General features: G+C 72.0%; 35 protein-coding genes. All 35 read right to left on the minus strand.

Annotation, left to right across the window (positions count from 1 at the left end; genetic code table 11):
• Nucleotides 1-10 precede the first annotated feature (10 nt).
• The 35 genes from OG989_RS04025 to OG989_RS04195 all read right to left on the minus strand — a co-directional run bounded on the left by OG989_RS04025 (nucleotide 11) and on the right by OG989_RS04195 (nucleotide 24,766).
• Nucleotides 11-415, minus strand: coding sequence for a hypothetical protein (locus OG989_RS04025; protein ID WP_327029699.1), 405 nt, complete (start codon nucleotides 413-415; stop codon nucleotides 11-13).
• Nucleotides 394-825 (minus strand): hypothetical protein, encoded by a 432-nt coding sequence (locus OG989_RS04030; RefSeq protein ID WP_327029700.1) that lies wholly within the window; start codon nucleotides 823-825, stop codon nucleotides 394-396. The genes OG989_RS04025 and OG989_RS04030 overlap by 22 nt, the downstream gene beginning before the upstream one ends.
• A complete protein-coding gene (locus tag OG989_RS04035) occupies nucleotides 825-1,547 on the minus strand; it encodes a hypothetical protein (RefSeq protein WP_327029701.1) in 723 nt (240 codons plus the stop codon). Before OG989_RS04035 ends, OG989_RS04030 begins: the two co-directional genes overlap by 1 nt.
• Nucleotides 1,547-2,302 carry a GDSL-type esterase/lipase family protein gene (locus OG989_RS04040; RefSeq protein WP_327029702.1) on the minus strand — a complete coding sequence of 252 codons (756 nt, stop codon included), beginning with the start codon at nucleotides 2,300-2,302 and terminating at the stop codon, nucleotides 1,547-1,549. The genes OG989_RS04035 and OG989_RS04040 overlap by 1 nt, the downstream gene beginning before the upstream one ends.
• Nucleotides 2,303-2,496: 194 nt before the next feature.
• Nucleotides 2,497-3,195, minus strand: a complete 699-nt coding sequence (locus OG989_RS04045; protein ID WP_327029703.1) for a glycine-rich domain-containing protein — start codon at nucleotides 3,193-3,195, stop codon at nucleotides 2,497-2,499.
• Between the two features lie 13 nt (nucleotides 3,196-3,208).
• Nucleotides 3,209-4,459 carry a hypothetical protein gene (locus OG989_RS04050; protein WP_327029704.1) on the minus strand — a complete coding sequence of 417 codons (1,251 nt, stop codon included), beginning with the start codon at nucleotides 4,457-4,459 and terminating at the stop codon, nucleotides 3,209-3,211.
• A complete protein-coding gene (locus OG989_RS04055) occupies nucleotides 4,456-7,416 on the minus strand; it encodes a phage tail tape measure protein (RefSeq protein ID WP_327029705.1) in 2,961 nt (986 codons plus the stop codon). Before OG989_RS04055 ends, OG989_RS04050 begins: the two co-directional genes overlap by 4 nt.
• Nucleotides 7,413-7,748, minus strand: coding sequence for an HK97-gp10 family putative phage morphogenesis protein (locus tag OG989_RS04060; RefSeq protein WP_327029706.1), 336 nt, complete (start codon nucleotides 7,746-7,748; stop codon nucleotides 7,413-7,415). Before OG989_RS04060 ends, OG989_RS04055 begins: the two co-directional genes overlap by 4 nt.
• 10 nt (nucleotides 7,749-7,758) lie before the next feature.
• Complete coding sequence (locus tag OG989_RS04065) at nucleotides 7,759-7,941, minus strand: hypothetical protein (RefSeq protein ID WP_327029707.1); 183 nt, start codon at nucleotides 7,939-7,941, stop codon at nucleotides 7,759-7,761.
• A gap of 38 nt (nucleotides 7,942-7,979) precedes the next feature.
• Entirely contained in the window at nucleotides 7,980-8,465 is a 486-nt protein-coding gene (locus tag OG989_RS04070) for a hypothetical protein (protein WP_327029708.1), read from the minus strand.
• Nucleotide 8,466: 1 nt separating this feature from the next.
• Entirely contained in the window at nucleotides 8,467-9,060 is a 594-nt protein-coding gene (locus tag OG989_RS04075; RefSeq protein ID WP_327029709.1) for a phage tail tube protein, read from the minus strand.
• Between the two features lie 4 nt (nucleotides 9,061-9,064).
• Entirely contained in the window at nucleotides 9,065-9,280 is a 216-nt protein-coding gene (locus OG989_RS04080) for a hypothetical protein (protein WP_327029710.1), read from the minus strand.
• Nucleotides 9,277-9,666 carry a hypothetical protein gene (locus OG989_RS04085; protein ID WP_327029711.1) on the minus strand — a complete coding sequence of 130 codons (390 nt, stop codon included), beginning with the start codon at nucleotides 9,664-9,666 and terminating at the stop codon, nucleotides 9,277-9,279. The genes OG989_RS04080 and OG989_RS04085 overlap by 4 nt, the downstream gene beginning before the upstream one ends.
• A 1-nt stretch (nucleotide 9,667) precedes the next feature.
• Nucleotides 9,668-10,003 (minus strand): phage head completion protein, encoded by a 336-nt coding sequence (locus OG989_RS04090; RefSeq protein ID WP_327029712.1) that lies wholly within the window; start codon nucleotides 10,001-10,003, stop codon nucleotides 9,668-9,670.
• Nucleotides 10,000-10,353, minus strand: a complete 354-nt coding sequence (locus OG989_RS04095) for a hypothetical protein (RefSeq protein ID WP_327029713.1) — start codon at nucleotides 10,351-10,353, stop codon at nucleotides 10,000-10,002. Before OG989_RS04095 ends, OG989_RS04090 begins: the two co-directional genes overlap by 4 nt.
• A 5-nt stretch (nucleotides 10,354-10,358) precedes the next feature.
• Complete coding sequence (locus OG989_RS04100; RefSeq protein ID WP_327029714.1) at nucleotides 10,359-10,631, minus strand: hypothetical protein; 273 nt, start codon at nucleotides 10,629-10,631, stop codon at nucleotides 10,359-10,361.
• A 1-nt stretch (nucleotide 10,632) separates the two neighbouring features.
• A complete protein-coding gene (locus tag OG989_RS04105; RefSeq protein ID WP_327029715.1) occupies nucleotides 10,633-11,556 on the minus strand; it encodes a phage major capsid protein in 924 nt (307 codons plus the stop codon).
• A 14-nt stretch (nucleotides 11,557-11,570) separates the two neighbouring features.
• Nucleotides 11,571-11,939 (minus strand): capsid cement protein, encoded by a 369-nt coding sequence (locus tag OG989_RS04110; protein WP_327029716.1) that lies wholly within the window; start codon nucleotides 11,937-11,939, stop codon nucleotides 11,571-11,573.
• Nucleotides 11,940-11,942: 3 nt separating this feature from the next.
• A complete protein-coding gene (locus OG989_RS04115; RefSeq protein ID WP_327029717.1) occupies nucleotides 11,943-13,256 on the minus strand; it encodes a head maturation protease, ClpP-related in 1,314 nt (437 codons plus the stop codon).
• Complete coding sequence (locus OG989_RS04120) at nucleotides 13,249-14,496, minus strand: phage portal protein family protein (RefSeq protein WP_327029718.1); 1,248 nt, start codon at nucleotides 14,494-14,496, stop codon at nucleotides 13,249-13,251. Before OG989_RS04120 ends, OG989_RS04115 begins: the two co-directional genes overlap by 8 nt.
• Nucleotides 14,497-14,509: 13 nt before the next feature.
• A complete protein-coding gene (locus OG989_RS04125; protein WP_327029719.1) occupies nucleotides 14,510-16,015 on the minus strand; it encodes a hypothetical protein in 1,506 nt (501 codons plus the stop codon).
• Entirely contained in the window at nucleotides 15,993-16,292 is a 300-nt protein-coding gene (locus OG989_RS04130) for a hypothetical protein (RefSeq protein ID WP_327029720.1), read from the minus strand. Before OG989_RS04130 ends, OG989_RS04125 begins: the two co-directional genes overlap by 23 nt.
• Before the next feature lie 260 nt (nucleotides 16,293-16,552).
• Nucleotides 16,553-16,828 carry a hypothetical protein gene (locus OG989_RS04135; protein ID WP_327029721.1) on the minus strand — a complete coding sequence of 92 codons (276 nt, stop codon included), beginning with the start codon at nucleotides 16,826-16,828 and terminating at the stop codon, nucleotides 16,553-16,555.
• Nucleotides 16,829-16,998: 170 nt separating this feature from the next.
• Nucleotides 16,999-17,922 (minus strand): hypothetical protein, encoded by a 924-nt coding sequence (locus tag OG989_RS04140; protein ID WP_327029722.1) that lies wholly within the window; start codon nucleotides 17,920-17,922, stop codon nucleotides 16,999-17,001.
• A 101-nt stretch (nucleotides 17,923-18,023) separates the two neighbouring features.
• Nucleotides 18,024-19,040 (minus strand): tyrosine-type recombinase/integrase, encoded by a 1,017-nt coding sequence (locus OG989_RS04145; protein WP_327029723.1) that lies wholly within the window; start codon nucleotides 19,038-19,040, stop codon nucleotides 18,024-18,026.
• Nucleotides 19,037-20,515, minus strand: a complete 1,479-nt coding sequence (locus OG989_RS04150; protein ID WP_327029724.1) for a DNA methyltransferase — start codon at nucleotides 20,513-20,515, stop codon at nucleotides 19,037-19,039. Before OG989_RS04150 ends, OG989_RS04145 begins: the two co-directional genes overlap by 4 nt.
• A gap of 299 nt (nucleotides 20,516-20,814) precedes the next feature.
• Nucleotides 20,815-21,645, minus strand: a complete 831-nt coding sequence (locus OG989_RS04155; protein WP_327029725.1) for a deazapurine DNA modification protein DpdA family protein — start codon at nucleotides 21,643-21,645, stop codon at nucleotides 20,815-20,817.
• Nucleotides 21,645-22,160: a VUT family protein gene (locus OG989_RS04160; protein ID WP_327029726.1), complete on the minus strand. Its 516-nt coding sequence runs from the start codon at nucleotides 22,158-22,160 to the stop codon at nucleotides 21,645-21,647. Before OG989_RS04160 ends, OG989_RS04155 begins: the two co-directional genes overlap by 1 nt.
• Nucleotides 22,157-22,567, minus strand: a complete 411-nt coding sequence (locus tag OG989_RS04165) for a hypothetical protein (RefSeq protein ID WP_327029727.1) — start codon at nucleotides 22,565-22,567, stop codon at nucleotides 22,157-22,159. The genes OG989_RS04160 and OG989_RS04165 overlap by 4 nt, the downstream gene beginning before the upstream one ends.
• Nucleotides 22,564-22,692 (minus strand): hypothetical protein, encoded by a 129-nt coding sequence (locus OG989_RS04170; protein ID WP_327029728.1) that lies wholly within the window; start codon nucleotides 22,690-22,692, stop codon nucleotides 22,564-22,566. The genes OG989_RS04165 and OG989_RS04170 overlap by 4 nt, the downstream gene beginning before the upstream one ends.
• Complete coding sequence (locus OG989_RS04175; protein WP_327029729.1) at nucleotides 22,689-22,901, minus strand: hypothetical protein; 213 nt, start codon at nucleotides 22,899-22,901, stop codon at nucleotides 22,689-22,691. The genes OG989_RS04170 and OG989_RS04175 overlap by 4 nt, the downstream gene beginning before the upstream one ends.
• Nucleotides 22,895-23,623, minus strand: a complete 729-nt coding sequence (locus tag OG989_RS04180) for an ATP-binding protein (RefSeq protein ID WP_327029730.1) — start codon at nucleotides 23,621-23,623, stop codon at nucleotides 22,895-22,897. Before OG989_RS04180 ends, OG989_RS04175 begins: the two co-directional genes overlap by 7 nt.
• Nucleotides 23,620-24,447 (minus strand): hypothetical protein, encoded by an 828-nt coding sequence (locus OG989_RS04185; protein WP_327029731.1) that lies wholly within the window; start codon nucleotides 24,445-24,447, stop codon nucleotides 23,620-23,622. The genes OG989_RS04180 and OG989_RS04185 overlap by 4 nt, the downstream gene beginning before the upstream one ends.
• Entirely contained in the window at nucleotides 24,447-24,599 is a 153-nt protein-coding gene (locus tag OG989_RS04190; RefSeq protein ID WP_327029732.1) for a hypothetical protein, read from the minus strand. The genes OG989_RS04185 and OG989_RS04190 overlap by 1 nt, the downstream gene beginning before the upstream one ends.
• Nucleotides 24,596-24,766, minus strand: coding sequence for a hypothetical protein (locus tag OG989_RS04195; protein ID WP_327029733.1), 171 nt, complete (start codon nucleotides 24,764-24,766; stop codon nucleotides 24,596-24,598). Before OG989_RS04195 ends, OG989_RS04190 begins: the two co-directional genes overlap by 4 nt.
• Between the last annotated feature and the right edge of the window lie 59 nt (nucleotides 24,767-24,825).

The following is a 24,825-nucleotide window of genomic DNA, read 5'->3' on the forward strand; positions in this document are numbered from 1 at the left end:
CGGTCCCCCGCTACACCGACCGGCCGTTCACCGCGCCCGGACGCCCCACCAGCCGCCGCAGCGCCTGCACGTCCGGTTCGGGCCGCCACACCTCCGTCGCCACGCTGATGAGCGTGTCCGTCAACCGGGCCGCGGCCTGCTGCGCCATGTCGAGCTGGATCTGGATCGATTCGAGCTGCGTGCGGAGCTGCTTGACGTCCGAGTCGGCTTCGTCCTTGATCCGTTCGGCCCGGTCATCGGACTCGCGGGCCTCCTTGCGGGCTGCCTGCTCGCTGGCCTGCAACTGCTTCGCCCACTCCAGCAGTGCCGAGTCGCGTTGGGCGCGGCCGGCGACCCGGTTGGTCGCGATGCTGGCGACGCCTGCCGCCACGGCGGAGACGACGGCGGCGAGGATCACTCCAAGGGTGGGGTCCACGCGGGCCGCCCCTCTCCGTTGACAGGCTCGGGCCAGCCCGCGATCAGACCCACGATCAGCGCGAACGCCCCCCAGAACATGGCCGACGCCCACCCGTCGGCCACCTCCCCGAGCAGCCAGCCGCACAGGTAGAGGCTGGCCCAGAGCACCTTGATGCCGATGGCTGCCGTGAACGCCACCCGGTCGGCGCCGCGGAACGCACAGGCCGCGCACACCGCCGCGACGAACAGCCACACGGCAGCCCACGGCCAGAGGGGTATCGGGCCGTGCAGCCAGCCGTAGATGGTGTTGCCGCCGGGCTGTGCGGTCGCCATGCGCAGCGCAAAGCCCGTGTCGAGTGCGGCGAAGGTGAGCAGGGCGGTGCCGCGCTTGCCGACCCGCCCGTGCAGGGCGGCGTGCGCCCGGCGCATCAGCTTGCGGGCTGGGCCGCGTCGAGGCTGCCGAGGACGCGGCGCAGGACCCGCTCCAGTTGCTCGTCGGTGACGGCGGTGTTCGCGGGCAGGAGCTTGCCCAGCTCGGCGGCGAGCTGCGTCTCGTCCACGTCGGCGACCGGGGGCTTGCCGAGGACCAGGGCCTCGACGAGGCGGGCGAGCGCCGTCCAGGGCTCCATCTTCGGCGCCCAGCCGGCGGCCGTCATGCGCTCACCGACCCGGCCCGGCAGGGCGAGCGGGGTGGTGAGCACCTCCAGCAGCGCCTCCCGGGCGGCGGCCTTCACCTCGTCACGCGTCATGTCGTCTCCCTCGATCACCCACGGGACGGTGCTGTCCTCGGTGGCCTCGTTGCTGTTCCAGTGCACGTGCTTGTCGTGCCGGTTCGAGCCGGTGTACCGCTCGCGCCGCCAGCCGGTGGAGCGGTGCGCGATCTGCCCGTCGTGGATCCAGTACCGGGCCGCGGGGTGCGCCTGGAACACCTTCTTGAGGCGCTCGATGGCGGCGGCGTCGTTGTCGGAGCGCAGGTCGACGTCCATGTCCCACGCGTCGACCGAGCCGTCCGGGTCTTCGTTGTGGTCGGAGGTGCCGGCCTTGTGGGCGGCGTCGCCGATGGTGCCGTCGCTGGCCTTGTCGCGGTTCGGGTAGGCCGCGTTGACCGCCGCACGGAAGCCCGTCAGCGCCCGGTTCAGGTACCAGGCCATCAGCCCGCCGCCATCGCTGCCTGGACGGCCTGCACCATCAGGGTGTTACGCACGACCATCCCGTCGGCCGGGTCCAGGTGCACGCCGTCGCTGAGGTACGCCCTGACGCGCTCCGGGTTGGTGGAGATGTACCTCTCCCACGGCACCACCGACAGGTTGTCGTGGCGGCCGGTCGCCTCCCAGATCACGCCGTTGATCCAGCCCGTGTTGCGCTGGTCGTTGACCTGGATGTGCGCCTGCTGAAGCCACCGACTGATGTGCGTCTCCACCCAGATCAGGCGCGTGTTCGGGCCGACGATCGCGGCGGCCCGGTCGATCTGCGCGGCCAGCGCGGGCGGACCCACCGGCCCGAAGATGTCGTTGGCGCCGCTGGCGATGATGACGACCGGCGGCAGCCCGTGGGCTGCCTTCCACTCCGCCAGCGCGTCGATCGTCGGCGTCGTCGGCCGGCCGGACCACCCGTTCGCGGCGACGACCTGACCGGTCGCGCCGTACAAGCGCGTGGCGAAGTCACCCCAGGTCGCCACGGTCAAGCTGTCGCCGAGCAGCCACACGCCGCCCGTGTCGACCGCCTCCTGCACCCGCGACGGCGCGCTGATCGCCTTGCTGCCGATCGTCCAGTCGCCCAGCGTGCCGGAGCCGTACGCGCCAATACCGGAGGGCGGAACGACCGAGGCCGCGCTCGCCGGAACGGCCAGCAGGAGTGTCGCCAGGACGACAGTCAGGCCGACCAGCTTGCGGACGTGAGAGATCATCGACAGTCCAATCTGTCTCGTGGGGGGACTACACATGCGATGGCTACGCCTGATTGGCGCAGTCCTGCTCATCGCGGCACTCGCCGCCGGCGTGGTGTGGGCGTCGATCGACGACACAGCCCGGCCGCCGGTCCCGGGGCAGCACGGAGACCCCGGCGACCCGTCGAGCTACCCGCAGCCCGTGGGGTCGTAGGTCAGAAGTAGGTGACGACGATGACGACGCCGGGCGACCCCGAACCACCGGCCCGGGTCGTCGTGCCGGCGTAGCCGCCGCCGCCACCGGCGCCGTAGCCGGTCGCCGTGTTGCCGTCCGCGCCGGTGCCCACCGACGGGTCCCCGCCAGCGCCGAGCGGCGAGGACCCGCCACCGTTGCCGAACACGTTCTTCGCGGCGAGGGTTCGGCCGTAGCCGCCGCCCTCGCCGGGCGCATTCACCAGGTTCCCGCCGGTGGCCGAGCCGCCCGCGCCGCCAACACCGACCGTGTCGCCGGTGGTCGCCGTCACCGCCGCCGACGAGTTGCCGCCACCGCCGGTCATGGTGCCGAACGTGCTGTTGCCGCCCGTGCCGCCGCCGCCGGAGCCCGACCCGACACCGGCGGCGCCGACCGTCACCGCGACGGTCGCGCCCAGGGCGTCGGCGTCGTACACCGACTCGCAGTAGCCGCCCGCGCCGCCGCCACCGGACGCGCCGAGCGACCCGGCGCCACCACCGAGGGCCGCGCCGGCACCGCCGCCGGCGCCGAGGACCCGCACCCACACCGTCTTGGCGCCGGCCGGCTTCGTCCACGTTCCGTTGCTCGTGAACCGCTGCACGTGGCAGGCCTTGTTGACCAGGAAGTTGTTGATGTCGGCGGCGGTCAGAACCTCGCCCGTGCTGAACGTCTTCGTCGCCACGACGGAGTCCTCCTCAGTAGGCGATCGCGTTGGAGCCGATGACACCCATCGACGGATGCCCGACCACGAAGAACAGGTACCGGTCCGCGGGCTGCAAGCCCCACGTCGTGCGCCACGCGTCCGGCGGCGCCCAGGTGTGCTCGATGGAGCGGATGAACACCTCGCGGGAGTCGACGATGCCGCCCGGCGGGCGCCGCACCACCGTGATGCGGTCACCGAACTGCCGGCCCAACGCCTGCGGCACCAGCACGTCCGGGTCGACGCGCGTGTCCACCTCGATGCTGCTGAAGCGGAACTCCGGCAGGTGGTCCTGGCGCAGCACGTACGACGCCCACCCGGCCGCCGCCGCATCCGACTCCAGCAGCAGCGCCTGGTCGTGCGGGTACAGCCCGTACCGGGCGATCGACGTGGCGTCCTCCGCCGTCTGCGGTGTGCCGCCCTCGATGGTTGCCGTCACCCGGTTGACCAGCTGCTGCCGGTCGTACGACACCCCCGGCATGCCCACGTACGTCAGTTCGCCGGCCGCCCGGTCCGACCCGAAGGTGGCCTGCGAGGTCACCGACCGGGTGTCGGTGAGGATGGCGTGCCGGTTGCGGAACACCATGCGGCCCTCGGGGTCGACGTAGAACTCGCCGACCTCGTTGAGGGCCACCTGCTGTGCGTCCTCGAGCGCCTCGCCCTCGGCGAGGGTCGCCTGCAGCGTCGCGTCGCCGGTAGCGATGACCCGGTCGCCGGCAGGCCAGCCCACCGAGTCGAGGATCCGGTTGATCCGCGCCCCCGTGGTCTCGCCGCCGCCGACCGGCACGTCGAGGGCGGCGCGGTGGAAGCCGGCCAGCCGGGACATGCCGTCCGTGCCGGTGATCGTCACCGCCGCGTGGTCGGGCGCCCGATGCTCCGGCACCCACGCGTCCACGTACCCCGACCACACCGGATAGGTGACGCCGTCGTGCAGGACGCGGATGCGCATGATGACGCCCGGCGCCGCCAGGCCCGCCGCCTCGATGGCGTGCGGGTCCAGGGCGCCGTCGTCGTTGAGCAGCGTCACCGCGGCGGTGCCCGCGTTGTACTCGATGACCGGGCCGACCCGCCGGGAGCTGGTGCGCTGCACCGACATCGACATCAGCCGGCCCGAGTAGTCCACCAGCACGTCATCCGGGGCGACCGTTCCCGTGCCGATCAGGCCCTGCGTGGGATGGCCGATCAGCAGGTACGTCGGGTCGATCGTGGCCCCTTGCAGCAGCCCGACGTCGACGAGGACCCTCACCGCCGCCACCGCGATCCGGAGCCGGCCTCGAACGCCTTGATGGACTCGACGATCTGCCGGCCCACCTCCGCCGGGTGCGCGGTCGGCGCGACCTGCACGCTGATGCTGTAGGTGCGCTGGCCGCCACCGACGCCGGGCGTGACCGTCTCCGGTCCTCGCTCACCGAAGGCGTACGTCCGCCCGGACCGGCCGATGCCGAACACCGGCTCGTGGATGATGCCGCCGTTCGCCATCGCCGCGTGCACGTGCGCGTTGCCGCCGGCGAAGTTGTGCTGCTGCCACACCGCGCCGCGGTACTGGTGCGGGCGGCCGTTGAGCAGGTTCAGGTCCTGCCACGGCGTGATCAGCTCCTTGAGCTGGCCTCGGTAGGTGCGGTTCAGGTACTCCGCCCACGGCCGCACCGGCGCGATGTCGATCGCCCGCCCGTCGGCGTGGTACGACCGGTTCCCGGTGAGGGTGGTCGCGCCGGGACGGACGCCGGAGATCAGCGGCACCGAGCCGAACGTCGCCCGCAGCGCCGCCAGCGCCCCGGAGATACCGGTCCGCAGACCACCCGCACCCACCGACCCGCCGCCGCCACGGCCGAGGAACTCCCCGACCAGCGACTGCACCTTCTCCAACGCGAAGTTCTTCGCGCGGCCCACCGCCCCGGTCAGCGTCTTGACGAACGGGTTGTTGCCGAAGCGGGCGGCCAGCTTGCCGATGCCGGCACGATCGGCCAGCCACTTGCCCGGGTTCGTCAGCAGCGACCCGAGGCCATCGCCGATGCCCTCGCCGTCGCCGGTGCCGTGGCGGTGACCGTACCCGTCGCCGTACTTCGTGTTGCCGCTGATCGCGTCGCCGGTCTTCTTGCTGCCGCCACCGCCGCCCCACCGGATCGGCGGGATGCGGTCCTTCACACCCACCTTCGACGCCAGCCAGTTGATGCCGCCGATGATGCCCTGGTTGAGCACCTGGTCGATGACGAACCGCACCGGCTTCGACGCGGCGTCCTTCACCTTGTCCCAGGCGGCGGCAATCGCACCCACGCCGGAACGGAACGCCGGCGCGACCTTGTCCTTGATGAACCCGCCCAGCACCTCGAACACCGGCTTGATGCCCTTGTTCCACACCGCCGAGATCGTCGCCGCGATACCGGCGAACACCGGCTTGACGACGTTGTTCCACAGGAACCGGAACACCGGGGCGATGACCCGCTCGAAGTACATCTTCATGCCGGCGAGGATGATCTGGATGACCACCCAGGCGGCCTTCACCGCGAGCTGGATGCCTGCCCAGACGGGCTTGACCACGTTGTTGTAGAGCCACAGGAACGTGGGCGCCATGACGTTCTTGAAGTACCAGACCAGGGCGGCCACGGCCGGCTTGATGATGTTGTTCCAGGCGAACGACACCGCCACCTGGATGCCCTTCCAGGCGGCCTGCACGATGGCCCGGAAGGTGTCGGACTTCTGGTAGGCGACGACCAGGGCGGCGCCGAGCGCCAGCAGCCCGATGATGATCAGGCCGACCGGGTTGGCGCTCATCGCCGCGTTGATGATCCACTGGACGGCGGCCCACGCCTTCGTCACCGCCGACACGATGCGGATCTGCGTGATGTACGCGACCAGACCGCCAGCGGCCTGCACCGCCAGCACCGCGGCGTGCGCCTGCGTCGCCACCAGCAGCGCGCCCACCGCCACCGCCAGCGTCTTGGTGACCGTCTCGTGCTCCCGGAACCAGCGGACAACATCACCGGCCGTCGAGGCGGTCGCCGACAGCGTCCCGACGAGCTTGTCGCCCACCGAGCGCAGCCCATCCATCAGGCCCTTGTTGCTCTTGAGCTTGTCGATGAACTCGGTAACCCGGGGCAGCACCTCGCCGCCGACGACATTGACGAAGCCCGTCTTCAGGCTGCGGACGAAGCCATTGATGCGCCCCTGGTCGGACTGGTCAGCGATGCCCTTCGTGGCGCCGGCCACCTTGCCGAGCCCGTCCGTCGCGGCTGACACGTCGAGCTTGCGGAACGCGTCGCCGAGGTCTTCCCACTGGGTGCCGAACAGCGCCACACCGGCCTGGTTGCGCTTCACCGGGTCCTGCATGGCGTTGAGCCGCTCGACGACCTCACCGAACGCGGTACGCGCCGCCGGGCCACCGGACGCGATGGCCTTGGCCATGTCCCCGGCGTTCACGCCGATCGCCTTGAAGCCCTCCGCGCTGGTCTTGCTGCCGTCGATCGCCCGGATCGAGAATTCCTTGATGGCGTCCGCCGCCAGGTCGCTGTTGCGGGCACCACCGGCCAGAAGCTGGTTGATGACCCCCAGCGCCGCCGGCCCATCCAAGCCCAGCTTCGTGAACTGGACGCTGTACTCGGTGAGGGTGTCGAGGAAGTCGCCGCCCTTGTCAGCCCCCGACTGAAGCCCCTTCGTGATCAGGTCCATGGCGGCCTGCGCGTTCGGGGCCAGCCCGGAGCGCAGCATCGACGACACCGCCGACGTCACCCCGCCGACGTCCTGGTCGAACACCCGCGCGATGTCGAGGGCCCCGCTGGCGATCTCCTTCAGCACCGGCACGCTGGCGTTACGCAGCGACGGCACGGCCTGGAGCACCTTCGCGATGGCGGTGTTGACCTCGCCCATCGACTCGCCGTAGTTGTTGGAGTACAGCTCGCCGGCGGCCTTGCCGAGCCGCGCTGACTCCTCGGCCGTCAGGTTGAGCTGGGCGCGCAGCTTGTCGTTGGCTCCCGACACGTCCAGGCTGGCCGTGACGGCCCCGGCGAGCACACCACCGATGCCGGCGGCAGCGAACGCCGTCGTGACGGCCCCCGCCATGCGGGTGCCGAAGGATTCGCCGGCCTGCTCGCCCGCCGACCCGGCCGCCGCCGACGCGTCGATCCGCCGGATCCGCTTGTTCAGCTCCGGCTCGAACTTGTCGGTCTTCGGCATCACCTCGACGTACGCGGTCCGCAGAACGGTCACCGGTCACCGCCCTCCGGCGCGACCGCGCCGTTCTTGATCGCCGCCGGCACCAGATGCGGCCGAGCCGGAGTGTCCTCCGTGCCCGCCTCGACCATCCACCCGTACCAGCCCTTACCGCCCCAGCCGACCAGGAACTTCACCGACCGCGACTCCTGGTCGTACACCCGCTCCACCTGGATGTTGCGGCGCAGCGTCCCGGTTTCCTTCGGCGCCAGCCGCCGGGCGTCGCGACGGATCGCGTTGGCAACCTGCCGCACCTGCTTCGCCACCTCCGGCACCTGCGACAACGCGGCCAGCACAGCGGGGCGCAGCGGCTTACGGTCCGACTCCACTGCGCCCCCTCTATGCAGGTATCTCGCCGCGCCACAGCGCCTCACGGCGCTCGCGGATCCGCTCGTCTTCCAGGGCGTCCCGCTCGGTCAGCGGGGCCGCCAGCCACTCCTCCAGCCGCCGAAACCCGCACCCGGTGGCGCACGCCTTCTCCGTGCACTTCTCGCCGTGCTCCTGCCGCGACCGCAGATGCACGTAGGCCAGGTTGAACAGCAGCCGCGGCGAGATGCGCCTCAGCCAGCCAAGACCTCGCTCACCGGGCGCAAGTGCGCCAAGCCCGGGTGCGTGGACAACGACCCACTCGAACTCGTCGAAGTTGGCAGCGACCCAGCCGGCGAGTCGGGCCGCTGCGCGGTAGGGCGGCCGGCCTGCGCCTCGAACAGCGCCATGGCAAGCCGGATCAGCTCCGGCAGGTCGGCGAAGTTCGCCACCGCCAGCTTGTAGAACCGCTGGAACTCCGACGCGTCCACCGACACGGTCTGGCCGTCCTCGACCCGCTCCGGGGCGGTCAGGGAGCAGCGCATCGCCTCCCACAGGGCGGCCATGCCCTCCGTCTCCTCGATCTTCCCGGAGGCGGCAGCGCCGAGCTGAAGCATCAGCATCGGCGGGATCTGGCCCTGGACCTCGAACTGCTGGCCGCAGAACTCGAAGGTGTCCCGCTCGGCGGCCGGGCCGGCTGCCTCGCGCGCGGCGGCCCCGAACGAGCCAAGCTGCGCCACGTCAGACCCCCTGCGCCAGGCCGCTGGACGTCCACCGCTTGTACGGAGTCGTCATCACGGCCGGGTCGGGCAGCTCGGCGGCGAACTCCACCGGCAGGCCGTGCTTCGCGTCGAACGACCCCCGGCCGGTCTCCACGCTGCCGACGTTGAACACCTGCGGCCAGATCAGCACCTCGTCCTCGTCGAGCGACAGGAAGCCGAGCATGACGCGGATCTCCTGACCGACCAGCGGCGGCACGTACACATTGAGCTTCGTCGCGCCGGTGCCGGAGGTGGTGATGGTGCCGCCGTTCATGGCGAGCTTCCAGTTCAGGTCGCTGACGTGACTCATGGTGAACGCGATCCGGCTGGACTTGCCAGTGGTGACCGTCCGCACCGGGTACAGCGACTCCGCCACCGTGATGTCGGAGGTGTCCGTCGACTCCGTGTAGGTCAGGCCCTCCTCCGTGGCGCCGACCTCCACCCAGTTCGTCCACGTCCCCGTGATCTTGCTGGCGGCGGCGGTGAACGTCGGAATGGTCGTGCCCAGCGGGGCGTACAGGATGCGTCCCGGGCCGGACTTGATCTGACCCGGCTGGATCGTGGGCGCGGCCATGCGCTCAGCCCTTCTTTCCGGTGGTGGTGGCGGCCGGCTGCGCGCCGGCGGCCTCGGCCTGGGCCTGCTGGCCCGTCTTGGTGCCGGCACCGGACACGTAGTCCTGCCAGCCGTGCTCCTCGACGAGCTGGGCCGGGACCGTCTGCCCCTTGCGGAAGGCGAAGACGCCGCGGCCCGGGTCGCCGAACGGGATGTCGCTGGTAGCGATCGGGTCGCTCACGATTCCTCCGGGTGGACTCGGTACTGCACTTGGGTGATGAATCTGGGCCGGGCCGTGGTGTCGTCCGGCGACCACAACTGCGACAGGGCGACGCTGACGCCGGTCACCCGGCCGCCGGCGATGGGGCCGAGGAAGGCCCACAGGGCCGCCTCACCGGTCCGGGCGAGCGTCTTGGCCTGCACGTCGGTGCCGCCCCACCACTCGACCTGGTACTCCGGCAGGCCCTCCCACGGCCACGGCTGCCCGCCGCCCAGGGAAGTGATGCGCACGCTCGGCGAGGTGGACTGGAGCTTCGTGCCGACCCGGCTGCCGTGCAGTGGCACCAGCGTCGGGTGCGCTTTCAGGTAGTCGACGAGGGCCTGGTCGACGTCGGGCAGCAGCGCCACGTCACGCCTCCCCCTGCTCCACGCGGATCAGCAGCGCCTCCAGGTGGTGCAGCACGCCCCGCCGCTTCCACGGCAGCACATCCCCATCCACCTCGTACGTCGCGCCGTCCCACACGATGCGGTCCGTCGCCTCCAGGTCCGCCGACGGCGGCAGGAACACCCGGAACCGGGTGGTGACGCGCTGCTCGCCGACGATGTCCTCCGACGTCGGTAGCGGCTGCACCTCCGCCGGATACACCTCGCCCGGTGGGGCGCTGTCCCAGTCGCGGGCCTTGTTGCCGTACCCCACGTCGACCAAGGCAGCGCGGACCCGGGTGACGCGGTCGGACAGCCTCACCGCCAACTCCAGTCCGGCTCCGGGAACGAGAACAGCGGGCCGCGGGTCACCGCCGGGTATGCCTCTCGGGCCGCCCGTAGGATCTCCGCGCGCCGGCCCCGCTCCCAGGTGGCGCTCGTCGCGCCGACCGCCTCGCTGGCCAGGCCCTCCGGGTTGGAGTAGGCGATCGCTGCCAGCTCCAGGCCCCATCCGAACAGGTCGTCGGGGATCGGGTCCGGCCACTCGGTGAGGGTGGTGGCGGACCTGAGCCAGCCGGAGACGACCCGCTGCACCCGGGCGAACGACTCGGTGTCGAGCGTGCCCTGCCGCAGGTAGGCCTCAAGGTCGGGCTGCGTGAACAGGTCCGCCACCGCCGTCAGCCGTTCTTGGCGGTGCTCTGCCGGCTGGTCTTCGCCTCACGCTGCGGGGCGTCGGCCTCCCGGCGGGCCACCTCGATGTTCGGCACGCCCGGCTCGTCACCAGGCTGCGCCACCAGCGCCTCCTCGTCGCCGACCATGCCGTCGTCGACGAGGCGCTGCACCTCGTCCTTGGGCAGCTCGTCGGGCAGCGTGGAGCCCTGGTAGTAGTAGCGCTGCAAACCGTCGCCGCCCTTGATGACGGCGACGGCAGCGGTCACGACCTTTCCCATGTCAGGCCCCCAGTCCGGTGATCTTCCGGGCCGCGCCCGGCTCCAGCACGACCGGCACGGTGATCCGGCGGGCGCGCAGCTTGTACTTGTCGCGGTCCTCGTCGCGGATCGACTTCGTCTCGATGCCCGCCGCGGCACCGGCGTAGCCCGGCCCGCCGAGGTTCTCGTCGGCCATGCCGCCGAGCTGCGACGAGTCGAGCACCAGCGCCGTGTTGGCCGTCGGCAGGTTCGGCGTCGACAGCCACCGCATGCCGTCGATCACCGGGAACTGGCCGGTCAGGACCGGGCTGTTGCCGTCCTCCCGGGGCAGGTAACCGGCGTCGGCGAACGTGGCCATCGCGTACGTCCACGCGAAGTCGCTGACCACGACGGTGTCCGGGTCGTACCCCTCGTTGAGAGCGAGGATGTTCGCCTTGGCCAGGGCCACGTCCGAGAAGATCTGCTTCGCGGTCGCGGTGGTCCACGACGCCGCCGCGGGGGCGGTGGCGGTGACGGTCGACGCGATGACCGCGAGGGACACCGAGTCGACCTGCTTCACCATCTGGTTGACCAGCTTGGTGAACGCCCGGTCGACCGGGTTGCGCTTGAGCCGCTTGATCGCCTCGTCGGTGACGGGGACGTCCTGGCCCCACTTCTGCACCTCGGCGATCTGCGTCGGACCGAGCCCGACACCCGCCAGGGGGTACTCCATGCCCGGACGCACGATCTCCGGGGTCCGGTCGGTGTACATCGAGTCGGCCTGCTCGTACTGGATCGCGCCGCCGGCCGCCTCGAAGCGGCCGGTGAGCAGGGCGTCGGAGATGAAGCGCTGCTCCGCGAGGGTCCGCAGCCGGCGCGCGATGAGCGTCGGGCTGTTCAGCAGCGTGTGGATCGAGGTGACATCGCCCGAGACGGTCGGCGCCGCGGGCGGGTAGGTAAGAGGCATCAGATGGTCTCCCGTCAGCGAGCGAACTTGACGCGGGTCTTGGCGCCGTCCGCCGCCGCCGTGAGGGCGACGCCGACGACCTGGGCGTAGTTGGTGCCGGCGCCGATCGCGGCGACCCGACCGTTGGCGGCTGGGATCACCACGTCGCCGACCGCGACCGCACCGGAGGCGGTGACCTCCTGCACACCGCCGGAGGTGATGCCGACCTTCGCGCCGGACGCGGCGTCGGTGGTGGCCACGCCGATCCAGGCGGCCGTCGCGCCGGCGGTCTTCACGACCGTGTTGGCGGCGGAGGCGTACACCAGCTCGCCGCCGGTGATGGCCGCGCCTGCGGTCAGGGTGATGTCGCAGCCCGGCTTGAACACGGGGATGTAGTCGGCCATGGGTCAGCCCTCCTCGCCGAACACCGACGCGTACAGGGCGTCGTCCGTGGTCTTGGTCTCGGTGCCCGTGCCCGCGTAGCCGATCTCGGCGACCGGCACCAGGCCCGGCTTCAGGGCGGCCAGCGTCTCGGCGGCGCCCGGGTCGGCCTCCAGCTGCGCGATCCAGTGCTCGGCGCGCGCCGGCGGGATCCGTCCGTCGTTGACGGCGGCCTGGACCGCCTGCTCCCGCTGCTCGCGCAGCTGCTGCGCCCGCGCCTCCCGGCCGTCGCGGGCGTCCGCGAGTAGCTGGGCGTGCTGGCCCTCGTCGAGCACCACGGTGCCCGGCGCGGTCTGCGGCGAAGCCGGCCGCTCGGCGAGCGCCGATTCGAGCGCCGCCAGGATGGCGGGCGCGTCGGCGTCGTCGGCGAGGTTGAGCCGCTGCCGCAGGTTGGTGAGCTGCTCGTCGCTGAACGCCACGTCGCTGCCCCTCTCCTGGTTGGTGATGTCACCGGCCGCGGGTGCGGTCGGAGTCTGCCGGGCCGCCGCCATGACGGGGGCCGGAGCGTTGGCACGGCCGGCGTGCCGGAACGCGCTGAGGTCGAAGCGGTCCGCGCTGGCGTACGAGTCCCACAGGTCCCAGAAGCTGCCGCCACCGCCCGGGGTGACCTGCTCGCCGGACGCGGAGCCCTTGTCGTCGTCGGTGGCGACCCGATCCGCCAGGCCGGCGGCGACCGCCTCGTCGGCGGTGTACCAGGTCTCGGCGCGCATCCGCTCCCGCCACTCCTGGGAGGTGCCGCCCGCCCGGGCCGCGTACGTCGAGGCCAGGGCGTCGCTGGTGGAGTCGAGCATCTCGGCGGCCTTGGCCATCTCGGCGGCGTTGCCGACGCACATCCCCCACGCGTCGTGGATCATCAGTTGCGCGCCGATGCCCATGACGACCTCGTCGCCGGCCATCGCGACCACCGACGCTGCCGAGGCGGCCATGCCGTCGACGTAGACGGTCACCCGGGCCCGGTGCTGACGCAGCACGTTCGCGATGGCCACGCCCTCGCTGACGTCCCCGCCCGGGGAGTTGATGTGCAGCCTCAGCTCGTCGACGTCCAGGCCGGCAACGTCACGCACGAAGTCGTCAGCCGTCATGCCGAACCAGCCGCCCAGCGTGTCGTACACGTACACGTCGGCGCTGCTCGGCGACGATCCGCCGTCCTCACCCGGCCCAGGCGCAGCGGCGAGCACCGGCCCGACCCGATACCAACTCGCGTCTCGCCGGCCCGAGTCCAGGGCGACCGACCGCCGCATCGACGCCTGCCGGTAGTCCGGCCGCCGCAGGTCACGCATCGTTGCTCCCTTGGTTGGGGTCGGGGGCGGTCGAGGTGGTCGGATCCTTCGGCGGAAGCCCGTACTGCTGGCGCAGGAACTCCTCCGTCGCCCGGTCCGGGAAGATCGCACCCGAGTCGATGAGCAGCTTCAACGCCGCCGCCGTCGCCGCCTGCCTGCTGCCGATCTCGTCGAACACCACCCGCGGCGCCGGCTCCGACTCCCCGAAGTTGACGTCGACCAGGTCCTCGACGATGTGCTGCGTCGCCACGTCGGCGACCTGCTGGGCGAGGGTCTGAAGGCTGAGGGTGAAGAAGTCCGCGAAGGTCGTGCCCAACGCCCACGAGCCCGTCTGCGTGCCCAGGTTCAGGAAGTGCGCCAGGACCGCCCGGGCGATCTGCTCGTCGTGGTACCGGATAGCCGGGTTCGCATCCGGCAGGCTGCCCTCGACGCCCGCCAGTCGCATCCGCGCCCCGTTCGGCGTGGCCGCCCCCGACGCCTCGCCCGAGCGCAGCTTCTTGGCCATCTCCAGACCCTTCGACAGGTCCGTCTCGCCCTCGGCGGCCTCGTAGATCGGGATGCCCATGCCGTTACGGTCGATCGTCTGCGCCTGCACCCGCAGCAGCCGGTCCTTGATCAGCCAGTGCTTGTACGCCGGGCGCAGCAGGCTCTTGCCCAGCCAGTTGCCGCCCTCCCGCTCATGCACGTACGCCACCAGGCGGTCCACCGGGATCGGACGCTGCTGCACGCCGGCCTTCGCGGAGATCTGCCTGATCGACACCAGCCCCCCGTCGGGGGCGACGTCCACCGCCTCGATCGTGCGGGGCATCCGCGGCGCCAGCTTCCGCAGCCGCGCCCGGCCCTCCGGGTCGATCCGGTAGACCTGCTCGAAGAACATGTGCCCGAACGGCAGCATCAACAGCGCCTGGCGCAGGTGCTCCGGCCAGGAGAACCGGTCCCGGGTGCGCGGCACCGGCGCCGGGTTCTGCCCCACGATCGGCAGACCCAGGTCGTCGGCGACGAGCTGCACCACCTCCGGCCGAGCCCCGTCCGGGTCAATGCGCCAAGGGGTGCGGCGCACCGGCAGCGTCACCGCCCGCAGCACCGACGCGACCTGCGCGTCCTGCGACCGCATCGCGTCGTACACGCCCACCGACCGGGGCCACTGAAGCTCCGGCGTCGGCTCCTCTTCGGCCAGCACCCACCAGGACGACGAGGATGCCGTCGACCCGTAGCCGATCTCAGTCAGCGGTGCCGTCATCGCTCACCCCCTGTCAGAACCCGGCCGAAGCCAGCTCGCTCATGTCTTCGCTGCTCGCCCCGCTCACCGCCGGCGGCGGCGCGGGTGGCTTCGGGGGCGGAACCACCGACAGCCCCCAGTGCGCCACCGTGGCCGCGACCAGGGGGCAGATGTCCGCGCTGCTCTTGCGCCGCGACCACGCCCACAACCCGTCACCGATGTCCCGGCGGCCCGCCGCAGCAATCGCCCTGGCCAGCACCGGATCACCCAGATGACGCAGCGCCTGCGCGCCGACCGTCGCCCCGAACGCCTCGCACGCCTGCCCCAGATCCCGCGTGGACAGCTGCCGCGGCTCGATACCCACCTCCGCCAGCTGCGGCAGCAGCGCGCCCGCCGGGCCGGCCGGATCCAGCACCCAGTCCAACGGCCGGTGCTTCAGCAACTCCAGCGCCTGCCCGGCCACCCAGTCCGTCGTCGGCGCGTGCGCCACCACCTCGAGGTGCGGCAGCCCGTCCGGGCGGTACATCGCCGCCACGATCGCCGCCGACCGCGACCCGGGCGCCACGTCGATCGCGAACACCGGCCGCCCGCTCGGCGCCGACTCCTCGTCGGCACACAACGCCCACGACTCCAGCGGCACCGCACCAGCGCCGACCGGCTCGTCCCACCAGCCCAGCCGCTCCCGCGCGAACTCCTCCGGCGGCAACGCCCGCCGCTCCGCCGCGATGAACTCCTCCCGGATCCGCCCGCGGGCCACCGCGAAGTTCGCCGCCCGCCAGTTGGTCGGGTCGTCCAACGCGCAGCCCTGCGCGCCAAGCCGGTGGTCGCAGTCGTCCTCGAGACAACCGCCCTCCGGGGCGGACCACTCCACGTACACCAGCGACGGATCGCCGCCGGCCCGGCCACGGTTGCGGATCGCCCGCAGGATCTCCGAGTTCCGCAGCCCCGCCGACGAGCCGTAGATGACCTGCGGGTTCGGTCGCGCCGACAGCGTCGGCAGCAGCGAACCCATGTGCTCCGGCTCCAAGGCGAACGCCTCGTCGAGGACCACCCGGTCACCGGACAAGCCGCGCCCACCGGTCTTCGAGCGGGCCAGGAACTTCACCCGGGCCCCGCCGTGGAACTCGATCTCCTCCTCGCCGTTGCCCGCGCTGAGGCGCTTCAGGCGGCGCGTGAACTCCGGCGTGGTCTCCACGATCTGCCGAAGCGCCCGGAACGCCTCCTGCGTCGTGACGAACCGGTGCGCCGTCCACGCGATCAGCTTCGCGTCGAACAGCAGCAGGTCCGCCAGCACGATCGGCAGGATGACGTTCATGGTCTTGCCGTTCTGGCGGGACAGGATGATCGCCGCCTCCAGCGCCGCCCACCGGCCACCCGCGCGCTCCGACAGGACCGCGTCGATCGCCAGCTCCTGCTCCGGGTCCACGCCGACACCGCACATCCGCGCCAGGTCCACCGCCTCGGCACCCGCCGACGACAGCCGGTCAGGCACCCAGAAGTGCGCCGGGCGGACCAGGTCAGGCGCCGCGACGGCGCTCACGGCGGGCCTTCAGCTCGTCCAGGCCGTCACCGGCCTCCTTCGCGCCCTTCAGCGCCTCGTCGATCGTGGCCCGCAGCTCCTTCGCCAACGCGGCGATGCCCGACGCGGTGTGCCCACCGTCGGCGAGCGTCTCCGCCAGCCGCAACGCGATGGCACCCTTCGACGTGTCCGCCCGGCCCGCCGCCGCCAGCTCCCGGTCGACGACAGCGACCAGGCCGACGCGCGGCGGCTGCTGCGGCTCCACCTGCTCGACGTGCAGCCGGGTCGGCTCCGACACCGCCGCCTGCGACGCCCGACGCGGCTCCGGCGGCCTGCACCGCTCACACCGCTTCCTCGGCCGCCCAGGACCCGGTTTCGGGGTGAATCCGGTGCCGCACTTCGAGCATTTCTGCTGGTCCACGGCCACCTCCACCCAACGTCACTCAACGCGCATCACGCAGCGTCACCGGTCGCCGGAACTCGAAAGCCCGGGGAGAGAAAAGCCCGACTGGCGCGGGGGTCATTTGCGCTGGTCAGCGAATTTTTTATCGGTTCCGGTCACCACCGACGGGAGTGCCGCAGCTCGACCCGCTTACCGTTCGTGACAGCAGCACCGGCGCGGCCACCAGCTGCACGGTTGCAGTGCTGACACTCGGGTCCGGTGTAGCCGGTGCGGTCGTCGGTGTGCCCGAGGTCCCAGGCATCGGCGGCCCCGATCGGCTTCCCGCATCGGGCGCAATCGACCAGCCCGGCCTCGACCTGGGGTCGCCACTGCTCGCGCAACTGCTGGTGCTGGTGGCCGTAGCCTCGCGCGGTGGTCTTCGCCTTGGGCATCGTCCATCTCCGTGCTGGGTGGTGCGGGCAGGCCGGGCCCCGCATGCCTGGCCTGCCCGCTGACCCCCGCCCCGGGCACGACGAAGCCCCGCCGTCCTCAAGGGATAGGCGGGGCTCCGAAGACACTTTGGTCCGTCTGCGATCTATCGTCCGTGCTGCTCAGGGGGTTGTCAAGCTGCGACGCTCGTGGTAGCCCGCGTCGCCTCGCCCAGCACCGCGCGGACCTCGCCGACCCGGTACAACGGCCGGCCACGCTCGTCCTGCCCACGTGCGCTGATGCGGCCCCGGTGCGCCAGGTTGCGCACCATCGACGACGTCACCCGCCGGTCCAGCACGGTCAGCGCGGCGGCGATCAGCGAGGCGTGGGCGAGCACCTCGTCGGCCTCGCCGAGCAGCCAGCGGCGCCGGTCGGCCACGTCGTGGCGGGTCTTGCAGGCCGGGCAGCGCACGGTGCCGTCGTCGGTGCGCGCGTACAGCTCCTCGGCGCAGCGCTCCCCGTCCAGGTCCGCCCAGCAGGGGCCGGCGTACCAGAGCGGCGGCGGAGAGTCGACGATCCGCACGATGGTCGCGCCGGCGGCGGCGAGCTGAGGCAGCGCCTCCTCGGCCTCGGGCCGGTGCCGCAGCCACTCCATGTTGGCGAGCAGGTGCGCGGCGGCACGCGCGACGGGGTGCGGAACGCTGCGCCGGTAGATCAGCGAGCAGGACTCGTGTCGGCAAACACCCTGAGAGCCACACAGAGGCCCGAACGCGGGCCCGGGAAGGGTAGGGGCTACCCCTCGCTCCTCGGCGACGTGGCGGGCCCACGTGACGATGTCGTTCATCGCCCGGTCCCCGCGCTGCTTCGCCGCGGCGTCGAACGGCAGCGGCGTCACGCGCAGCCCGCCGTCCGGGCGGCCTTCGGGGTCGTCGTCGGGCAGGGTGCGGCCGTGCCGGTCGGAGTAGCGGGCGAGCCGCGCCACCGTCGTCTCCACCTCGCCCGCCACCTTCACCACGTCGGCGAGGTAGCGGACGGTGTCGGCGGTGCAGCGGGGGCAGACGTAGGCGGTGTCGCGGACGGGGTCGCCGCAGAGGTCGCAAGAGGTGGTGATCGTCATGGTTCCGGTCCCCCCGGGAGTAGGCTGGCCTGCGATCAAGACGGGCGCCTGCGGGGTGCTCGGGGTGGCCCTCCGGTGTGCAGCCGGAGGGCCACCGGCGTCTACAGACCGATGCCGGCAGCCGGGTTGCGCTGCCAGCGGTCCACTTCTTCGAGGTAGCCGAACAGGGCGGCGGAGCCCTCCTTCCAGCCGCCGTGGCGGGCGATACGCACCAGGTCGGCGTCGGGTGCGGCGTACGCGGCGGTGGCGAACCCGCGCCGCAGGGAGTGGCCGGTGAACGCCTGGGCGGCGTCGAGGCCGGCGGCGATGGCGGCGCGGCGGACGATCGCGGCGACGGTTTCGCCGGTGATGCGCCCGTCGGGGTCGCCCTTGCCGGTGGCGACGTGCCCGAGCCGACCGTGGCGGTCGATGCGCAGGAACAGCGGGCCGGTGTCGCGGCCGTTGGCTGCCAGGGCCGCCGTCCACGCCTTGAGGGCGCGCACGGGGCAGGTGGCGAGGTGCGAGCCGTACGGCAGGGCGACGATGCGGCCTCGGGCGTCCTTGTCGGCCTTGGACATGCGCACGCGGATCTGGGCGCCTTCGTCGAGCCATTCGACGTCGGCGAGGTTGAGGGCGGCGATCTCGGAGCGGCGGGCGCCCATGGCGAAGCCGACGACGATGACGGCGCGGTCGCGGACGCCGACGAGCTTGTCGGGGTTGAGGGTGGCGACCATGGCGCGCAGGGCGGTGAGGGTGACGGGGGCGGCCTTGTGGACGGTGCCGCCGGCTTTGGCGTAGCGCTTGCGGTAGCCGCGCAGGGCCTGGGAGGCGCCGCGCCGGTCGAGGGTGTAGCCGGCGGTGGTGTGGGCTTTGCCGATGGCGGCGAGGGCCCGGCCGATGGTGGAGGGTGCCTTCTCGGCGAGGGCGAGAGCGGTGGCGTACTCGGCGACGGTCTGCCCGGTGGCGGGCAGCGGGGTGCGGTTCTGCTGGGTGCACCAGGTGGTGAAGCGGTCCCAGTCTTGGCGGTAGGCGCGCTTGGTGCTGGCGGGGGTGGCTTCGTCGATAAGAGCCCAGGCGTCGTCAGACAGTTCGGCGTCGCGCGGGGCAGGCAGGTGGTGGGCGGGCGTCAGATCGGTCATGCGACGGCTCCGAGATCGAGGGCGGGCTGCAGGGCCTTGGTGAGGCGGGCGGTGATGAGGGGCAGGTAGTCGGCTTCGCGCTCCACGGCGATGCAGTGGAGCCCCTCAAGGGCGCACGCCTCGGCGGTGGTGCCGCTGCCGGCGAACGGCTCCAGGACGGTGCCAGCGGTGGGGGTGACGAGCCGGACGAGCCAGCGCATGAGGTCGAGCGGCTTCACGGTGGGGTGGGCGACGCCATTGACGCGGGGGCGCTCGGCGCTGGTGGCCTTGGCCTCGTAGCGGAAGACGGGGAAGAAGCGCGCCGTCTCGCCAAGCTCCCCGACCGGGCAGCCGGGCCGGCACTGGTCCGGGCAGTCGTGGCCGAACACCACGTTGGTGGGCCACCGGCCGTCGGGGTGGGCGGAATCTTCCCGGGCGCACTCGCCGTACGCGTCGCCGTTGCGGTTGGAGTCCAGGCCGACGACGCTTGCGCACTTGTTGCGGTAGTCCTGCCCGGCGGTCGTGCGGCAGGCGTCGATGTTGAGCGCGCCCGTGCCGTGCTCAAGCACGTTGGCGGCGGTGGTGTTGAACCCGGTGCTCTTGCGGGCGACGATGATCGGTTCTCGGGCGGGCTTGAGGGAGGTGTTCCAGCCGTGCCACCGCTTCGCGGCGTCCGACGCGGGTGCGGTGATGGCAACGTGCCCGCGCTCATCGACACCGGCTGCACCGCGCAGGAACACCGAGCTGCTCCCCGCGCCGAGCCCAGCGTGGCGGGAGCCGACCACTTCGCGGGCGGCGAAGTTCTTCCCCACCTCGCCCTTGCGGCCGTTGAGCCGGGCCACCTCGGCGTCCATCTCGTTGTCGAAGCCGAGCAGGCCACGTAGCCGCTCCCACTGCTCGACCGTGGGCACGCAGGCCGCGCGCTTCTGGGTCGTCCAATGGACCGCCATGCCGTTGAACCCGAAGGCGTCGTCGATGGCCTTGTGTGTCACTCCGACCCGACGACGAGCCTCGGCGAGGTAGGCGGTGATCCGCAGGACCGCTGGCCGGTCCTCTGCCCGCATCCGGTCGATGGCCTTGCCGATGTCCTGCCCCTTCGGGAACCCGGAGGCGAACACCCAGTCGATGCCGTCGCGGATCTCGAACCCGGCCAGCCGAGCGGACATGCCCATCAGGTCGGCGGTGCGGGGCGCGGCGAACGCCAGCAGGTGACCACCCGGCTTGAGCACCCGCCAACACTCATCCCACAGAGCCGGAGGGGGCACGAAGCGGTCCCAGTTGCGACCCATGAAGCCCTTGCCGTCCGGGACGTGGTCGCGGTCGCCGGCCAGCCAGGCGGCGAGCGCGGTGGCGATCACCCGGGGGTGGTGGTCGGCCAAGCCGTACGGCGGGTCGGTGACCACCGCGTCGACCGACGCGTCGGGCAGCGTCCGGAGCACGTCCAGCGCGTCACCGTGGTGGAGGGTCACCGCCTCGTCGGCGTAGTACGGGGTCATCGTGATCTCTCTTTCTGGTCCTGGGGAATGTCAGTTATCGCGATGCAGGGGCGGCGCTGGCCGAGCACTTCGGGCACAGGTCTTCGCGCTTCGGGACGCCACCACCGGCCGACGTCCGGGTGAAGCCGTGCCGACGAGCACGCAGCCGGGCCTCTGCGGCGTCGTCTGCCATGGCGTCCATGTCTGCCGGGGCCCCGCAGCGATCGCAGGTGACGTAGACGAGTCGGGAGATCATCGGGCGTTCCTTCCTTGATCAATCCGTGCCCTCTGAGCACAGCTTTCGGTGGTACGGGCGATGCTCACGCCGCCACCCCGAACATGTCGACCAGCGACCCCTGGTGCGGCCGGCGGTGCGCGGTGGCGATGTTGGCGAGCACGGTGTCGCGCCACTCGCGGGCGCGGACCGGGCAGTTGGCTTCCCACTTGACGACCCCGTGCCGGCAGCGACCCACCCGACGGCGGCCTCCGAACGACCACGAGAAGCTGTCAGCGGAAGCGATCAACTGCCCGTACATGAGCAGGCCGCGGGTCTTTGCGCCGTACGCGTGCAGCCGCACCCCGCGCGCTGCGAACGCCTCCACCAGCTCCTTGACCTCGCTGGTGGCTTCGCGGCGGCAGGTGGAGCCGAGGCCGACGACGGGTTCGGCGAGCAGGTCGATGCCGGCGGCGTCGTACATCTCCCAGCAGCGCAGGTAGTCGGCCGGCTCCCAGCCCTGAAGGGCGGGCACGATGTGCGGGTCGCCGGGCTGGTCGAGCAGGGCCCGCAGTTCGAGCAGGTTGTCGACGGTGCGCCGCTGGTGCTCGGCGACGGTAAGGCCGGTGCCGGCGAAGGTCTCGCCGTGGAAGGTGCCGCCCTGGATGACGACGGGCTCGCACATCCAGTCCTGCGGGGATGCCCACACGAGTTGGCCGATGTCGTCGCGGTAGCGGCGCAGGGCGTCCACGTATTGGCGGGGGGTGAAGGTCCACCGGCCGTGCTGCTGGAGTTCGGTGAAGCCTCGGCTGTCGCAGACCCAGGGGGCGGCGGCGCGGGGCAGGTTGACGCGGTCGCGCAGGCGGCCGTGGGACACCATCAGCGGGTAGCCGGCTCGGGCGAGCCAGTGGGTGTCGGCGCCGACGTAGAAGTCCATCAGGCCACGACCGTCCGGCGGTGGGCCCGGATGGTGGCGAGCGCGATCACGGCGGCGACGGTCATGTAGGTCTTGCCGAGGATCTGCCCGGGCAGGAACGCCAGCGACCCGAAGGCGAGCCACAGGAACAGCGCGGAGTCGACGACGAGCCCGACCACGTTGGAGGCGGCGACCGCCAGTAGCCAGCGGCGGCGGCGCAGCGGCGTGTAGACGGCGAGGTCTGCCAGTTCGGAGACGAGGAACGCGGCGCCGGCGGCGAGTGCGAGCCCGGGTCCGGCGATGGCCACCGACAGGGCGGTGCCGGCGGCGATGGCGGCGATGGTCCAGGCGGCGCCGGCGGCTTCGTGGAGCAGGTCGCGGAGGGTGAAGGCGAGGCCGGCGAAGAGGACTCCGGCGGGGGCGAGCAGGCCGAGGCCGATGGGGATGGCGCCGTAGGTGGCGACGGCCCAGTTGGCGGCGGCGATGGTGCCGATGTAGGTGGCGGCGAGGGTGAGGGTGCGGGCGGGGCGGGTCACGACGTCTCCTTGGCGGGCGTGTGGTCGGTGTGGCCGGTCTGGTGCGGCACCACCACCGGCGCGGGCTCGCGGATGTAGCCGGCGTCGGTCAGGAGCCGCACGAGGTTGGCGCCGGTCATGACGACGTACGCGTCACCGGGCGACGTCTTGCCGCGGCGCTTGACCCAGGCGAGGCCGATGCGGGCGCCGTCGTTGGTGCGCTCCTGCTCGGCTTCGGTGACGTAGCCGGCGAGGTCGATGCGCTTCTCGTTCTTCGCCTCGATGACGAGGCCGGGGATGCCTGCGATGTCGCCGCGGTCGTTGGTGCCGCAGAGGGCGCGGCGTTCGGTCTGGGTGGCGCCGTTGGCGGTGAGGTAGTCGACGATGGCCGACTCCCAGCTGGTGCCCTTGCGGCGGGACGCGCTCATGCCGGCACCTCGTCGTCGTTGTTCTGCTCGGTGGGCGGGGTCTGCTCGGTGGCGCAGTAGGGGCGGTGGGGGCCGGGGTCGCTGTTGATGTCGCAGGTGCACTCGGCGTAGTAGTCGGGGCTCATCGGGGGCTCCTCTGGGTGAGTGGGCGGCGGAGGCGGTCGAGGGCGGCGCGCTGGCGGGCGGCAACGAGCAGCTCGTCGGAGCGGGTCTTCGGCTGCTCGTCGTCGGCGGGCTGGTCGCGGCGGGCGAGGGCCTGGTCGACGACGGCTCGGCAGGCGGCGATGCCGCGTTCGTTGCGCTCGACCTGCTCGGCGTCGAGGCGGGTCACCATTCGGTCACCACCTGGCGGACGGCGGGCCCGTCGAGGACGAGGACGCCGCCGCCGTCGATGAGCCGCTCGACGATCGGGTGGCCGTAGCGAGTGACGAGCTGCTCGTAGGCCACCTCTGCGGGCGCGCGGTCGTCGTCGTCGGCCGGCATGGTGGTGTTGCAGGTGACGACGAGCCGCCGCTCCTGGGCGCACCGCTCGTCGAGGACCCGCTGGAGCTGCTCCAGCCACCAGTCGGTGACTCGCTCGCGGCCAAGGTCGTCGAGCACCAGAAGGTCGCAGCCGGTGGCGTAGTCGTAGGCGAAGGGCTCGCCGTCGGGCTTGAGCGCGGCAGACAGGTCGGGGGCGGTCCACACCATCACCCACAGGTCGTGGGCGTGGCTGTCGTTGGCGATGGCGTACGCGGCGGTCGTCTTCCCGGTGCGGGCCGGGCCGGCAAGCAGTAGCGCCCGCGGCCCGCTGGCCCGCCACCGGCTGATCTTGCCGTCGGGGTCCTGCTCGGGGTGCAGCAGGCTGTAGCTGGCTTCGGCGTAGCGGCTGGGCCGGCGGCGGGTGTAGGCGATGGCCCGGTTCGCGGCCTGCCTGGCTCGGATGGCTTCCATCTCGGCGCGGTCGGCTTCCTCGCGCAGCTCGTCGAGGCTGGGCGTGGTGTCGTCGATGACGGCGTGCGCGCGGATTCGCGCCTGCCAGTCCCGCAGCGGGTTGCGGATGAGTTCGGCGGTCATCGGGCGCCTCCGGTGTGCTGGCTGGCGACGGTGGCGTTGGCGCCGCCGGCGAAGGGGTTGTCGGTTCGCCGGTCGATGTGCCGGTTCGCTCCGCTGGTGCGGTTGCCGGCGGCGCCGGCGGGGCGGTTGCCGCTCCACTGCTGGGCCTTGCGCATCCAGACCTGCCAGGTGGCGTTCCAGTCGACCTTGGTGGCGTCCTGGCCGGACTTGGCGGTCCAGTGGTCGACGAAGTTCGCGGTCTCGATGGTGAGGTCGACGTTGGCGGCGTTCTGCCGGGCCCAGGCGCGCATGGCGGGGCTGATCGAGAAGTCCTCGGGGATGCGGGTACCGCGTCGGGTCTTGGGCGGCGCCGGAGGCGACGCGGTGGGGTGCCCAACGGAACTTCCGTAGGAAGTTCGGGTCGGGTCGGGTCGGGTCGGGTCGGGGTTAGGCGCACTTCCCGCGAAGTTCTCGCGCACGTTCGCGCGAACATCCTGCGAACCTGCACCGCGCTGCTCACGAATGCGGCGCATGCGTTCGCGCGCAGCTTCGCGCTTCGCGAGCACCGACTCGGACGACGGCTGATGCTCGTCCCACTGGTGGAATCGCCAGCCCTTGTCGCCGTCGTGCTCGTCTTCGACCCACAGGCCGGCCCGGACGAGGGTGGCGGCGTGCTCCCGGTAGTCGGGGTCGAGGCGGGCGACGATGTAGTCGGGCACCCAGCCGTCGGTGAGCTGGTTGGACGACCAGGACCCGGCGAGCACCCAGAGGCCCATCGCTGGGACTCCGGCGCGCACCGCCTTCATGTGGGCGTGGAGCCCGTCGTCGACCTTGAACCAAGGCATCAGGCCTGGTCTCCTTCGGGGTTGTGCTGGTGGTGGTCGTTGATGTGCTGGTCGAGGGCGTCGATGGCGGTCGAGGTCGCCTCGACGACGCTGTGGCCCTGCCCGAGGACGGTCACGCCGCAGAGCGGGCAGTCGACGGTCGCGGCCCTCATGCCGCTGCCCTCCGCTCGGCGCGGCGTCGCTGCGGGAGCCGGATGAGTTCGGCGGGGGTGGCGGCCCGTTCGCGGGCGGTGTCGGTGATGGGGCCGTACCGCTCGATGAGGAGGGCCTGGAGCAGGTCCCGCGGCTCGTCGGCCGGCTGGGTGGAGGTGGTGCGCATCGGGTCCTCCTGGTGGTCGTCGTGTCGGTGTGGGTGGCGCCCTGCCGCGACGTGAGCGC

Source organism: Micromonospora sp. NBC_01740, from assembly GCF_035920365.1.
Taxonomy (GTDB): domain Bacteria; phylum Actinomycetota; class Actinomycetes; order Mycobacteriales; family Micromonosporaceae; genus Micromonospora; species Micromonospora reichwaldensis.

Bases quoted from the DNA above. Each gene is read 5' to 3' on its own strand.
- OG989_RS04120 (WP_327029718.1), bottom strand. From the start codon at position 14,496: ATGACGGCACCGCTGACTGAGATCGGCTACGGGTCGACGGCATCCTCG.
- OG989_RS04155 (WP_327029725.1), bottom strand. From the start codon at position 21,645: ATGGACTTCTACGTCGGCGCCGACACCCACTGGCTCGCCCGAGCCGGC.
- OG989_RS04030 (WP_327029700.1), bottom strand. From the start codon at position 825: ATGCGCCGGGCGCACGCCGCCCTGCACGGGCGGGTCGGCAAGCGCGGC.
- OG989_RS04185 (WP_327029731.1), bottom strand. From the start codon at position 24,447: ATGCCTTGGTTCAAGGTCGACGACGGGCTCCACGCCCACATGAAGGCG.
- OG989_RS04165 (WP_327029727.1), bottom strand. From the start codon at position 22,567: ATGAGCGCGTCCCGCCGCAAGGGCACCAGCTGGGAGTCGGCCATCGTC.
- OG989_RS04140 (WP_327029722.1), bottom strand. From the start codon at position 17,922: ATGACGATCACCACCTCTTGCGACCTCTGCGGCGACCCCGTCCGCGAC.
- OG989_RS04135 (WP_327029721.1), bottom strand. From the start codon at position 16,828: ATGCCCAAGGCGAAGACCACCGCGCGAGGCTACGGCCACCAGCACCAG.
- OG989_RS04190 (WP_327029732.1), bottom strand. From the start codon at position 24,599: ATGAGGGCCGCGACCGTCGACTGCCCGCTCTGCGGCGTGACCGTCCTC.
- OG989_RS04110 (WP_327029716.1), bottom strand. From the start codon at position 11,939: ATGGCCGACTACATCCCCGTGTTCAAGCCGGGCTGCGACATCACCCTG.
- OG989_RS04105 (WP_327029715.1), bottom strand. From the start codon at position 11,556: ATGCCTCTTACCTACCCGCCCGCGGCGCCGACCGTCTCGGGCGATGTC.
- OG989_RS04035 (WP_327029701.1), bottom strand. From the start codon at position 1,547: ATGGCCTGGTACCTGAACCGGGCGCTGACGGGCTTCCGTGCGGCGGTC.
- OG989_RS04040 (WP_327029702.1), bottom strand. From the start codon at position 2,302: ATGATCTCTCACGTCCGCAAGCTGGTCGGCCTGACTGTCGTCCTGGCG.
- OG989_RS04100 (WP_327029714.1), bottom strand. From the start codon at position 10,631: ATGGGAAAGGTCGTGACCGCTGCCGTCGCCGTCATCAAGGGCGGCGAC.
- OG989_RS04145 (WP_327029723.1), bottom strand. From the start codon at position 19,040: ATGACCGATCTGACGCCCGCCCACCACCTGCCTGCCCCGCGCGACGCC.
- OG989_RS04195 (WP_327029733.1), bottom strand. From the start codon at position 24,766: ATGCGCACCACCTCCACCCAGCCGGCCGACGAGCCGCGGGACCTGCTC.
- OG989_RS04115 (WP_327029717.1), bottom strand. From the start codon at position 13,256: ATGCGTGACCTGCGGCGGCCGGACTACCGGCAGGCGTCGATGCGGCGG.
- OG989_RS04180 (WP_327029730.1), bottom strand. From the start codon at position 23,623: ATGACCGCCGAACTCATCCGCAACCCGCTGCGGGACTGGCAGGCGCGA.
- OG989_RS04075 (WP_327029709.1), bottom strand. From the start codon at position 9,060: ATGGCCGCGCCCACGATCCAGCCGGGTCAGATCAAGTCCGGCCCGGGA.
- OG989_RS04150 (WP_327029724.1), bottom strand. From the start codon at position 20,515: ATGACCCCGTACTACGCCGACGAGGCGGTGACCCTCCACCACGGTGAC.
- OG989_RS04175 (WP_327029729.1), bottom strand. From the start codon at position 22,901: ATGGTGACCCGCCTCGACGCCGAGCAGGTCGAGCGCAACGAACGCGGC.
- OG989_RS04170 (WP_327029728.1), bottom strand. From the start codon at position 22,692: ATGAGCCCCGACTACTACGCCGAGTGCACCTGCGACATCAACAGCGAC.